Raw genomic sequence first — 12,442 nt, 5'->3', positions numbered from 1 at the left:
TCGGATCCTTGGCGTGTCCCCACCGCCGAACGCGAGGCCCGACGATGCTCGAAGACCCGCTCCTCCTGGCACGGCTCCAGTTCGCGCTGACCGCCGCCACGCACTACATGTTCGTGGCGCTGACGCTCGGGCTCGCCCCGTACATCCTCACCACCCAGTTCCTGGCCGCCTCGCGCGGCGACCGCTCGCGGATGACCGCCGTGCGCTTCTGGGGAGGCCTCTACCTCGTCAACTACGGCATGGGCGTCCTGTCGGGCCTGGTGATGGAGTTCCAGCTGGCCCTCAACTGGAGCGGGCTGCACGAGATGTTCGGCTACACCTTCGCGGCGCCGCTGGCCCTGGAGACGATGACGGCGTTCTTCGTCGAGTCCACCTTCCTGGGGCTGTGGATCTTCGGCTGGGACCGCATGGGCCGCTGGGCCCACCTGTCCTGCTTCGCGGTGGTCACCGTGACGGCCTACTCCTCGGCGTGGTGGGTCCTGGTCTCCAACGGGTTCCTGCGCAACCCCGTCGGGTTCGAGGTCGTGGACGGCGTGGCGCAGCTGACCGACCCCGTCGCCCTGATGACGAACCCCGCCGCCACGGCGGCCTTCGGGCACGTCGCCTCCGGCGCCATGACCGTCGGCGCCCTGGTGGTGGCCGCCACCAGCGCCTACCACCTGGTACGGCGCGACGACCCGCACGGGATCTTCCGGCGGGGCATCCGCTACGCCGCGCTCGTCATGGGCGTGGCACCGGTGTTCGTGGTGGTCTTCGGCGGCATCCAGTTCGAGCTGTTCGGCGAGGCCCCGCCCACGAGCGGCCTGACCCACACCGCCGAGGAGATCGCGGCGATCGAGGCCGCCTCCCCCGGCGGACCTCTCCTGCACGGCGTCAACGCGACCGCCGACGGCCTCATGACGGGCATGTGGACCGTGCTGTTCCTGCTCGGCCCGCTCATGCTGCTGGCCTGGCCCCTCGGCGGCCTGGACCGGTGGCGGTGGTTCCTCGCCCCGCTGGTCGCCACCCCCTTCGTCCCCTACCTGGCGAGCATCGGCGGCTGGGTGTTCCGGGAGACCAACCGGCAGCCCTGGACGGTGGTGCACCACCTGACCACCGCGGACGCGGTGACCCCCATGCCCCCGGGCGCGGCAGTCCTCTCCTTCGCCTTCTTCACCGCCGCGTTCGCGGTCCTGGCGGCCGTCACCTACTGGCTCCTCGTGCGGTACGCCCGGCGCGGTCCCGACGGCGGCCCCCTCGCGGAGCGCCGTGAGGAGGGGCCCGTCGGGCCCGCCGATCCCGTCCACACGTTCTGAACCAGGAAGCACCACCATGGACGTCCTGTCCTTCGCATCCTCCGCCCTGCTCGCCCTGCTCGTCGTGGGCTACCTCGTCCTCGCGGGCTCCGACATCGGCCTGGGCATGCTGATGCCCCACGTGGCGCGCGGCCCCGGGCAGCGCCGCCGCGTGGTCGCGGCGATCGCCCCCTACTTCCTCGCCTCGGAGGTGTGGCTGGTCGCCGCCGCCGGGGTCATGGCGGGGCTGTTCCCCGTTCTGGAGCACCACGTCGTCGCCGAGCTGTGGCCGGTGCTCGCCGCCCTGCTCGCGGCGTGGCTGGTCCGGGACGCCGGGCTGTGGCTGCGCGCCCGCGTGGACCGGCCCCGCTGGCGCCTGGCCTGCGACGCCGCGGTGGTCGCGGGCAGCTGGACCGTCGCGGCGATGTGGGGGCTGGTGGTCGCGGGGCTGCTCACCGGCGGCCTCACGGCGAGCGCGTTCACCGTGCTGTGCGCACTCGTGGTGACGGCCCTGTTCGCGCTGCGCGGAGCGGCCTTCGGGGCGGAGCGCCTGGTCGGTCCGACCGACGCGGAGAGCGCGGACGTGGCGGCACGGGTCACCCGCCCGCTGTCCCGGCTGGCCCTGGGCGCGACGGCGGCGGCCGCCGCGGCCGCGCTTCTCCCGGGCGGCCCGGAGCCCGCCCCGCCCCTGCTCGCCGCGGCCCCGGTGGCGGTGCTCGCGGCGTCCCTGGCGGCGACCGGCGGCCTCGCGGGGCCGATGCTCTCCCGGCACACGTCGGCGCTCGCGATCGCCGTGCCGGGCCTCATGGTGGCCTGGGCCGCGCACCTCCCGTCGTCTCCGGTCCCGGCCGTGACCGGGACGTTCGTCTGGGCGACCCTGCTGCCCGTCATTCCGGTCATGCTCATCGGTCAGGTTTGGCTCTACCGAATGACACGCCGGCCGGCGGTCGGGGCGACCTTCTTCGCCTGACCCCGGGAGCCGCTGCTTCCCAGCTCGCCGCGGTCGCGGACAGCCGGTGACGGACGCGTGCACGCCGGGTCACGGCTCGGCGGGGTTCCCACGGCGGATTGGGGAAGTCCGGGAGGGGGCAGGCCAGCTCTCGGGAGACACGCCCGCGACGCCCCTCCCGTCCCGGGGGGATCCCGGCGTGATCGCGCGCGGGCGCTGCAAAGCCCCGAGGAGTGACTGTGACCCACCCCCTGACCACCCTCCCCGACCTGGCCGGATGCAGCTGCGGTACGGGCTGCGGATGCGGCTGCCAGAGCGGCGGTTCCTGCAGCTGCGGCGGCGGCTGCAGCTGAGACGCCACGAGACAGCGGGCCGTCCCCCCGGGGGCGGCCCGCCCGTGTTTCCACCGGGCCACACACCCCCGGCAGGTCGCGACAAAGCGCGACACCGGAGATACGCTGTGTCACTACGTGAAGCTGCGTATCCACCCATCGGGGGAGATCAGCGATGTCACCGTTCACCACGCCGGCGCCGCGGAGGGGCGGCCTCTCCGAGCACGCGAGGCTGCTCCGGTGCGTACAGGGCATCCGGGAGCGCTCCGTGCGGGCGGTCCCCTGGGCGCCGGACACGGTCGGCCTCCCGGACGCCGGCTGCGACAGCGCCCTCGCCAGGATCAACGACGTCGCCTTCTACGCGAACGCCCGCGACGAGGTGGCCGCACTGGCAGGCGTCTGCGCCGACCTGCTCCGGCTGCACCGGCCGGAGGGGCGGGAGGGCTGCGACGAGCACCGCTGCGGGGGCTGCCGCCAGACCTGGCCCTGCCCCACCTTCGCCGAACTCGCCCGCCTCCTGGGCTGAGCGGCGCCGCGACGGACGTCGCCCGCCGGCGTCGGGGCGCGATCCGACGTCGACGGGCGACGGTCCTCTCTCACCTGCCGTGCGCCGACGCCCGGCGACCGAACCGCCGGGCGCCCTCACCCGGGCCAGGTATACGCAGAGGTTAATACTGGAACGCGTTCTACCGCAAGACCCGCCCGCAGAACTCGTGCAAGGAGGACATGGGCCCGGTTCACCACCCCGCCGGGAGGAACAAGTCCTACCGATGCCTCCGAGCACGGTCGGGACGGCGCCGCACGGCGGGCGCCCCGGCCGAACCGCCGGACACGGGAACGGCGCGGCGGGGAGGGCGAGGGGTTCGCCACGGCGGGGGCCCGGCCGGCACGGGGCGGGGCGGGCGGGGCGGAAGGCACGGTACCGGCGGGAGGCGCCGGGGCGACCGGTCGGCACGGGGGCCGGCCCCCGGGAGCGGGGCGGCCGCCGGGCCCAGGGGCGGGGGACAGCCCCTGGGACCGGCTTCGGGGGGCGGCAGGGCGCAGCGGCCCGGAAACCGCCGAGAGTGGTGCCCTCCCCGTGCGCCGAGGCGCGCCCTGCTCCACAGACGTTAACGATTCAGCGGTAACACGAACACCCTCCTTCAGATAACCGGAACGTCTCGATTCCTCCCGGCCATATCAGGAGACACGCGCTGAACTGCGGTGACGCAGAGCCATGGCGCCGTTTCACTCACGAAACCCCAGAAATCACAGAACTCACGGGAGCCCCGACGCGGCCCGCTTCGGCCCCCGCGAGGCGGCCTCCACCGACAAAATTCCGACATCCATAAAACCGGAAATGGAAACAATCCGTGACTTCCCGTGGAAAGGTTGCACGGGGTTGCGATTCCGGATCCGAGCAAGTCGTTTGCACCCCGGGCGGCCGCCCGGGCGGTGCTCAGCTTATTCGCGTGGCCAGCAGATAGGCGGAGGGGTTGTCCGCGTCAACGATATCGGTGACCCTCCACACCTGCCCTCCCACACTGAACACATCTCCTACGTGGACGTCGATCATGGGCGTGGGGCGCCACTCCTTCGGTCCGCCGATCTTGGCCACGGGTCGGCCTTCATCGTCGATCCAGAAGCTGCCCCCACCGACCGGCCCGCCCGCGAAGCGGTCGTTCCGGCCGTAACTGATCTTCTCCTGCGCGCCGACTTCGTGAACCACAGTGGATTCAGTCCCAACCGTCTCGGTTTCCGTTGAAAACGCAGCCATGTTAACGCGGTCCAGGCAATTGCGCATGGCGATTTCGCGTCTGGCCGACGTTTCAGAAGAATAGCTGACAAAGGTAATGCGCGGGCCGGGACCAAAGTCCCGACCCGCGCAGGAAACCGTCCTTGCCGAAAAACCTCAGTCCCGGTCGGCCGTGCCCCGTCCGCCCTTGAGCCGCCCCACCAGGGTCTCGAACGCCGAGCTGAAGGGGTGGTCGTGCACCATGTAGGTCCACGTCATCGACGGGCGCTTGACGCCCACCCCGCTGACGTCGAGCTCGCCGTCCTCGGCCTCCAGCTCCTCGAAGCTCTCCGCGGCACGGGCGCGCGCCTCGTCCAGGAAGCCCTTGAACACCGGCACGGCGTCGCGGTTGAACTCGTCCAGGGGGTCGCGGCGTCCGAGGAACCGGAGGTGGATGCCCTCCCGCAGCTCCGACAGGAACGCGTTGTGGTCGGTCCAGCCCCGGTCCAGGTGGTACAGGGTGATGAGTCTGGCCGCCTGGGCGACCTTCTCCTCCCCCACCTCCTCCACGAGCGCCCCGTGGTGCTTCTTGCGGTCCAGCGCGATGTGCCGGTCGCCCTGGTCCCCGGTCAGGACCATCTCGCGGTGCTCCAGGACCACGTCGCGCTGGACGTCGATCAGCTGGTTGTACCGCCACGTGTTGCGGTGGATCTCCAGCAGCTGCCCCTCGGCGACCCGCTGCGCGTGGTCGACCATGTGCAACCAGCCGCCGTCGGTGATCTCGCCCTCGGCGGTGGTCTCGTACCCCGTGGTCTCGGGGGCGTTGTTCACCACCAGGTCGTCGTCCATGCTGACGAAGAAGATGGAGTCGCCCGGGTCGCCCTGGCGCCCCGCGCGTCCGCGCAGCTGCCCGTCCAGGCGACTGCTCGGGTAGCGGCCGAAGCCCATCACGTACAGCCCGCCGGTCTCGACGACCCGTTCGCGGTCGGCCATGTCGCTGCCGCCCAGACGGATGTCGGTGCCGCGGCCGGCCATCTGGGTGGAGACGGTGACGGCGCCGTGGGTGCCGGCCTCCGCGATGATCGACGCCTCGTCGGCGTCGTTCTTGGCGTTGAGGACCACGCAGTCCAGGCCGGCCTCGCGCAGGCGCTTGGCGAGCAGTTCGGACTCCGCGACGTCCTGGGTCCCGATGAGGATCGGTCTCCCGGACTTGTGCACCTCCTCCGCCTTCGCGACGAGGGCGTCCTCCTTCTCCTCGCGCGTGGCGTACAGGCGCGTGCCGTGGTCCTCGCGCACGTTGGGCTTGTTGGAGGGGATGACCGCCACCTCCAGCTCGTAGAACTCGCGGAGCTGCTCGGCCACGGCCATCGCGGTGCCGGTCATACCGGCGCGCGTGGGGTAGCGGAGCACCAGCGACTGGACCGTGATGGAGTCCAGGACCTCGCCGGTCTCGCTGACCGCGACCTTCTCCTTGGCCTCGACGGCGGCCTGGAGGCCGTCCGGCCACCGCTGGAGGAGGGCGATGCGGCCCCGGGACTCGTTGATGAGCCGGACCTCCCCGTCGCGCACCACGTAGTGGACGTCGCGCTGGAGGAGCACGTGCGCGTGCAGGGCCAGGTTGACCTGCGGGAGGACCGACGTGTCGTCCTCCGAGTACAGGTCGACCCCGCCCAGGGCCTTCTCGACGGCGTCGATGCCGGCGTCGGTGAGCTGGACGTTGCGCCCCTCGCCGTCGATCTCGAAGTGCAGGCGGGGCTTGAGCCCGCGGACGACGTCCGCCATCTCCACGTCGGCGGCGACGCTCTCGGCGGCCCCCGCGAGGACGAGCGGGACCCGGGCCTCGTCGACGAGGACCGAGTCGGCCTCGTCGATGATCGCGATGTTGGGAGGGGGCACGACCCTGTCGCCGATGTCGGTGACCATGCGGTCGCGCAGGACGTCGAAGCCTAGCTCGCTGACGGCGGCGTAGGTGACGTCGCAGGAGTAGGCGGCGCGGCGCTCCTCCTTGGTGGAGTCCTCGGTGATCCACCCGACGGTGACGCCGAGCATGTCGTAGACGGGGCGCATCCACTCGGCGTCGCGCCGGGCCAGGTAGTCGTTGACGCTCAGGAGGTGCACGCGCTGGCCGCGCAGTGCGAACCCGGCCGCCGCGAGGGCGCCGGCGAGGGTCTTCCCCTCGCCCGTCGCCATCTCCGCGACGTGGCCGTCGAGCAGCGCCATGACACCGAGGAGCTGCACGTCGAAGGGGCGCTCGTCCAGTGAGCGCCGAGCGGCCTCGCGGCCGACGGCGCACAGCGACACGAGGTCGTTGCGATCGTAGGGGAGTTCGGCGTTGCCGAGTTCGATGGCCTTCTCCGTCAGCTCGGTGTCGTCGAGCTCACGCAGACCATCCTCCTCGGCTTCGATCGCCGACAGGAGCTTGGTATAGGGCCGCAGGTCCACCGCACCGGGCTTGCCCAGTAGGCGGCGGACGCTTTCCGCCATTCGTCCGAACACCACCACAGGGTAACGCCGGACACAACCCCTCGGAGAACCCCGGGGGCGCCCTCGCGCCGGGCGGGACCGGGGGTCCGGCCCCCGTGCACGGGGCGCCCGCGGCGCCCCGTGCACGGGGCGCCCGCGCGTCACACGAGCTGGCGACGGGTGCGCTGGCGTGCCTCGACGGCCATGGCGTGCTTGACGAGGGTCATCAGGACCCCGACGACGGACTGCTTGTCGCGGGCGTCGCAGTAGACGACGGGAACCTCCGGGGTCAGGTCGAGGGCGTCGCGCAGCTCCTCCGCGCTGTACGGGGCCTCGGGGTCGAACTCGTTGACGGCGACGACGAAGGGCAGCCGGTACTGGCGCTCGAAGTAGTCGAGCGCCTGGAAGGTGTCCTCCAGGCGGCGCGTGTCGGCCAGGATCACCGCGCCCAGCGCGCCGCGGACCAGGTCGTCCCACATGAACCAGAACCGCTGCTGGCCCGGGGTGCCGAACAGGAACAGGGTCAGGTCGGTGTCCAGCGAGATCCGCCCGAAGTCCATCGCGACGGTGGTGCTCGTCTTGTCCGGGGTGTGGGAGAGGTCGTCGACACCGGCGCTGGCGGCGGTGACCGCGGCCTCGGTACGGACGGGCGGGATCTCCGAGACAGCGCCGACGAACGTGGTCTTCCCGACCCCGAAGCCCCCGGCGATGATGATCTTGGTGGACAACGCGGTGGGCGCGTGGACGTTGTTCGTGCTGTTGGCTGGATCGATCACAGTTAGTCCTAGCGAGAGTGCCGGGCCAGTACGGACGATACGGCTCACACGGCCCGGTCCTGAGGGGTGCGGTGTGCTCCCGGGGTCCGAACCCTCTCGGGAGGCGCCGCCCCTGGAACCTAACACCGGAAAGAGGCCGCTAACGGCGTTTTGGGAACAGTGGTGCAAGAGACCACATTCCCGGCTGCGCAGGCCCTGCGGCCCCGGGACAGCGGGAACGGCCACGGGGCCCGAGCCGTCCCGTGGCGGCGGGTCCGCACCCCAGGACCGGCCGTAACCAGGTAAGCACAGACTTCTACCCCGGAAGGTCGACTTTACGACATTGTGAGCGGTCATTTTCGGCCGCTTTCGGCCGCGCCGATCCCTGTCCGGAGCCGTCCACGGAGTCTACGGTGGAGGACAGGGCCCCCGCGCCACGACGCGGTCGCGGTACGGACTCCTGGCACGAGGACGCGACCGCCGCGGGAGCCCCCGCGGCGCCCCGGGGCGGCCGCGCACCGACGTCTCGCTCTTCGGCGTCGGGCCGGTCGGCACCTCAGGTCGGCGTTCCGGCGCCCCACCGGCCCACAACCGTCCACGTGGGCCGGTGGCGGCTGGACCGACCCGCGCGCGACCCCGCACCGACCGGCGCGCCTTCACGGGGCCCGGCCGCACGGGCCGCCGCGGACCCGGCGCGCCCGCGCGCCCCGCCCGCTCCCGGGACCGCTTCCCCTGGTTGGCCGTAGGATGGGCTCGCCCTCCCGCGCCGGCCCCGCACGCGCGAACCCGCGCCGCCGTCCGGCCGAGGGCGAGCCGAACCGACCCGACCCTCCCAAGGGAGCCGAGAAACCCACATGTCCGATCAGCGCGTCGTCCGCCCCACTCCCATCAGCGGTTTCCCCGAGTGGACCCCACAGGTCCGGGCCGTGGAGCAGCGCTGGCTGGACCATATCCGGGCCGGGTTCGAGTCCTTCGGCTTCGCGTCGGTGGAGACCCCCTCGGTGGAGAACCTCGACGTGCTGACGGCCAAGGGCGAGACCTCCCAGGAGGTCTACACCCTGCACCGGCTCCAGGCCGACGCCAAGGACGACTCCGACGCGCGGCTCGGACTGCACTTCGACCTCACCGTGCCCTTCGCCAGGTACGTCGCCCAGCACTTCAACGAGCTGACGTTCCCGTTCAAGCGCTACCAGATGCAGCGCGTCTGGCGGGGCGAGCGGCCCCAGGAGGGGCGCTTCCGCGAGTTCACCCAGTGCGACATCGACGTCATCAACGTCGACTCCGTCCCCCTGCACTTCGACGCCGAGCTCCCCCGCATCGTCCACCGCGTGCTCAGCGGGCTGGACATCCCCGCCTGGACGCTCAACGTCAACAACCGCAAGGTCCTCCAGGGCTTCTACGAGGGCCTCGGGGTCGAGGACCCGGTCGCCGTCATCCGCGCCGTCGACAAGCTCCACAAGATCGGCGACGGCGGCGTGCGGGACATCCTCCTGGCGGAGGGCCTCGGCGGGGAGCAGGCCGACGCCTGCCTCGCCCTGGCCCGCGTCAAGGGCTCCGGCGAGGAGGTCGCCGCCCGTGTGCGGGAACTCGGGGTCTCCTCCGGCCTGCTCGACGAGGGGCTCGACGAGCTCGCCTTCGTCATGGGGGACCTCGCCGACCTGCCCGAGGGCAGCGTGGTCGCCGACCTGTCCATCGCCCGCGGCCTGGACTACTACACGGGCACCGTCTACGAGGCCTCCTTCGACGACGACCCCGGGTACGGGAGCATCTGCGCGGGGGGCCGGTACGAGGACCTCGCCGGGCAGTTCATCCGCCGCAGGCTGCCGGGGGTCGGCATCTCCATCGGCCTCACCCGCATCTTCGCCAAGCTCGTCGCCGAGGGGCGGCTCACGGAGGGGCGGGCCTGCCCCACCGACGTCATGGTCGTGGTCCCCGGGGCCGAGCGCCGCCGTGACGCCCTGCGCACCGGCGAGCTGCTGCGCGCCCGCGGTTTCAACACCGAGGTGTTCCACTCCACCGCCAAGGTCGGCAAGCAGATCCAGTACGCCGCCAAGAAGGGCATCCCCTTCGTGTGGTTCCCCCCGTTCGACGCCGACGGCGCCCACGAGGTGAAGGACATGGGGTCGGGCGTCCAGGGTCCGGCGGACCCCGGCTCCTGGTCCCCCGGCTCCGGCGCGGACAGCGCAGGGTAGTCGACCCGTAGCACCCCATCGACCGGCATGGGCGGTTTCCGGCCGCTCATGCCGGAACCGGCCATTGGCGAGACAGCCCGGGGCGGGGGGTGCCAGACTTGGAACGGCTTTCTCCGCGTCGACGCGTCCCCGGGCGTGCCCCGCGGGCCGATTCGGAGTCCTACTGATCGAGGCCATGTCTCATCCTCGCCACAACCTGCCCCTGTCCGCCGGCGAGTTCATCAGGTTCGTCGGGCGCGAGCGCGACATCGTCGACCTGAGCCGCCTCCTCAACACCGCCAGGATGGTCACCCTGACCGGCACCGGCGGCATCGGCAAGACGCGCCTCGCCCTCCACCTGGCCGAGCGCGTGATGCGCCGGTTCCCCGACGGCGTCCGCTTCATCGACCTCAGCGAGTCCTCCACGCACGACCAGGCGCTGCGCACGGTGGCCAAGAGCCTCCAGGCGGTGGAGGACGACGAGCGCACGATGACCGACGCGATCATCACGTCGCTGCGCACCCGCGACCTCCTGCTCCTGCTGGACACCTGCGAGCACGCCGTGGGGCCGATGGCCCGGCTGTGCCAGGCGGTCCTGCGCGACTGCCCCCGGGTACGGATCCTGGTCACCAGCCGCCAGCCCCTGCACGTTCCCCAGGAGAGCATCTGGCGGGTGCCGCCGCTCTCGCTGCCCGCACGGGCCACCCCCACCGACCCCTACGCGGCCGACCCGGCGCCCATCCCCCGTCGCGACACCCAGCGCTACGAGTCGGTGCGCCTGTTCGTCACCCGCGCGCACGCCGCCCGCGCGGGGTTCGAGATGACCAGGGAGAACTCCGGCTACATCGCGGAGATCTGCCGGATGCTCGACGGGATGCCCCTGGCCATCGAACTGGCGGCCGCGCGGGTACGGGTGCTGTCGGTGCAGCAGATCCTGCGCCGCCTGGACGACCGGTTCCAGCTCCTGACCAGTGACGGCTCGGGCGACCTGCCCCCGCGCCAGCGCACCCTGCGCGCGGTCCTGGAGTGGAGCCACGACCTGCTCACCGAGCCGGAGCGGCTCCTCCTGCGCCGGCTGTCGGTCTTCTCCACCTGGTACCTGGAGGCCGCGGAGGAGGTGTGCTCCGGCGAGGGCGTCGACGCCTCCGACATCCTGCCGCTGCACTTCTCCCTCCTGGACAAGTCCCTGGTGGTGGTGGACACCGAGATCGACGGCACCGCGCACTACCGGCTGACCGAGACGGTGCGCGCCTACGCCGCGGAGCGCCTGGCCGAGGACGGGGACCTGGACGCGCGCTGGGAACGCTACCTCCGCTTCTCCGTCACGCGTCTGGAGGAGGGGGCCAAGAGCTTCCGGGCGCCGCTGGCGTGGAGCGAGCGCCTGTCGTACCTGAGGCTGCTCGACCACCACCGGGAGAACCACTCGCGCATGGTGGAGTGGGCGCTCTCCCAGGGGCGCGTGGACGACGCCCTGAGGGTGTGCGTGGCGCTGCGCCCGTACTGGATGGTGCGCGACCTGGCCTCCGAGGGCAGCCGCGTCCTGGAGCGGGTCCTGGCGGCCGATCCGGACGACCAGTCCCCGTCCCTGCGGGCGCGGGCCCTCGCCCTCCAGGCCGAGCTGCGGCTGGAGCTGGACCCCGCCCCGCGCGTGTCCGCGCTCGCCCGGTGCGCGCTGGAGGCCGCGCGTGCCTGCCGCGACGCGGGGGCCGCCGCCTCCGCCCTCACGACCACGGCCTCCCTGGCCCTGCGGGCGGGCCGGCCGGACGAGGCGCTGGAGCACGCCGGACGCGCCGGGCGCTGGGCCGAGCGGGTCGACGACCCGATCACCGAGGGGACGACCCTCGGGGTGCTGGCCCAGGCGGCCAGGCGCGGCGGGGAACCCGACCGGGCCGTGGCCCACCTGGAGCACGGCATCACGCTGGCGGAGGGCCTCGGCGACCGGTGGAGCGTGGCCCGCGGCCTGCACGGGCTGGGCTCGATCGCCGCGGAGCGCCAGGACTTCGCCCGGGCGCGGGAACTGCTCACCGAGGCGCTGTCCGTCTTCGGCGAGCTGGAGGCGGCCCCGGCGACCGCCCGCTGCGCGCGGGACCTGGGCCGCCTGTTCCTGGCGGAGGGCGAGCCCCTCAGGGCGCGGGAGCCGCTGTCCACGTGCCTGCGGGTGAGCTTCACGTCCGGTCGGCGGATCGCGGTCGCCCGCGCGCTGGAGGCCCTGGCCGAGCTCGCGCTCGCCGAGGACGAGGCCGAGAGGGCCGCCGCCCTGGCGGGCGTGGCCGCCGGCCTGCGCACCTCCCTGGACCGGCCCTCGGCCGAGACGCTGCGGCTGCGCTCCTGTGTGGAGCGCCTCGTGGGCGGGGCCCGGACGTCCGAGGCCTGGAACGCGTGGCGGTCGCTGCCCCTGGAGCAGGTGCGCGACCGGGCCCTCGCCTTTCCCCGGCCGCCCGCCCCGAGGGCGACGGGGCCGGAGTCGCTGACGCCCCGGGAGCGGGAGATCGCCGAACTCGCCGAGCGGGGCCTGTCCAACCGCGAGATCGCCGAGCGGTTGACCATCAGTCAGGCCACCGCGGCGAGACATATAGCGAACATCTTCAGAAAACTCTCGATCTCCTCCAGGACGCAGTTGACCGGTTGGGCTGCTTCCCGCGACGGTGGCTGAGAGGGGCCCGATCGCGCGGTAGCACTTGCACAGTGCGCGTGCACCCGCTAAGACAGAAACCCCGACCTCCACCGCCCCCCTCGATGACGTCCCCCTTGCCCACCGACCCCTCAGCCCTGGTGAGGAACCCC

The 12,442-nt window shown here is 72.5% G+C and carries 8 protein-coding genes; 5 read left to right on the top strand and 3 right to left on the bottom strand.

The features are described from left to right. The first annotated feature begins 44 nt into the window (after positions 1-44). The 3 genes from ACIRPH_RS15330 to ACIRPH_RS15320 all read left to right on the top strand — a co-directional run bounded on the left by ACIRPH_RS15330 (position 45) and on the right by ACIRPH_RS15320 (position 3,081). Positions 45-1,295, top strand: coding sequence for a cytochrome ubiquinol oxidase subunit I (locus ACIRPH_RS15330; RefSeq protein ID WP_402914371.1), 1,251 nt, complete (start codon positions 45-47; stop codon positions 1,293-1,295). A 16-nt stretch (positions 1,296-1,311) separates the two neighbouring features. Further along, positions 1,312-2,244 carry a cytochrome d ubiquinol oxidase subunit II gene (locus tag ACIRPH_RS15325; RefSeq protein WP_402914369.1) on the top strand — a complete coding sequence of 311 codons (933 nt, stop codon included), beginning with the start codon at positions 1,312-1,314 and terminating at the stop codon, positions 2,242-2,244. Between the two features lie 486 nt (positions 2,245-2,730). Beyond that, positions 2,731-3,081, top strand: coding sequence for a hypothetical protein (locus ACIRPH_RS15320; protein ID WP_402914367.1), 351 nt, complete (start codon positions 2,731-2,733; stop codon positions 3,079-3,081). A 912-nt stretch (positions 3,082-3,993) separates the two neighbouring features. Here the strand turns inward: ACIRPH_RS15320 and ACIRPH_RS15315 are convergent. The 3 genes from ACIRPH_RS15315 to ACIRPH_RS15305 form a co-directional block, all read right to left on the bottom strand. Continuing rightward, entirely contained in the window at positions 3,994-4,263 is a 270-nt protein-coding gene (locus ACIRPH_RS15315; protein WP_267948433.1) for a DUF6406 domain-containing protein, read from the bottom strand. Between the two features lie 183 nt (positions 4,264-4,446). Then, positions 4,447-6,753, bottom strand: a complete 2,307-nt coding sequence (secA2, locus tag ACIRPH_RS15310; protein ID WP_402914364.1) for an accessory Sec system translocase SecA2 — start codon at positions 6,751-6,753, stop codon at positions 4,447-4,449. A 140-nt stretch (positions 6,754-6,893) separates the two neighbouring features. Beyond that, entirely contained in the window at positions 6,894-7,508 is a 615-nt protein-coding gene (locus ACIRPH_RS15305) for a GTP-binding protein (RefSeq protein WP_402914361.1), read from the bottom strand. 833 nt (positions 7,509-8,341) lie between these two features. Here ACIRPH_RS15305 and hisS point away from each other — a divergent pair. Both hisS and ACIRPH_RS15295 read left to right on the top strand, forming a co-directional pair. After that, a complete protein-coding gene (gene hisS, locus ACIRPH_RS15300; protein ID WP_402914358.1) occupies positions 8,342-9,679 on the top strand; it encodes a histidine--tRNA ligase in 1,338 nt (445 codons plus the stop codon). 175 nt (positions 9,680-9,854) lie between these two features. Further along, the gene (locus ACIRPH_RS15295; RefSeq protein WP_402914355.1) at positions 9,855-12,311 is read left to right on the top strand and encodes an ATP-binding protein; all 2,457 of its coding nucleotides are present in this window, start codon (positions 9,855-9,857) and stop codon (positions 12,309-12,311) included. Positions 12,312-12,442 lie beyond the last annotated feature (131 nt).

The sequence above is a fragment of the Nocardiopsis sp. NPDC101807 genome, from assembly GCF_044766605.1.
Classification (GTDB): domain Bacteria; phylum Actinomycetota; class Actinomycetes; order Streptosporangiales; family Streptosporangiaceae; genus Nocardiopsis; species Nocardiopsis tropica.
Note: the sequence above shows the minus strand (reverse complement) of the source record. Positions and strands in the feature narration are given on the sequence as shown.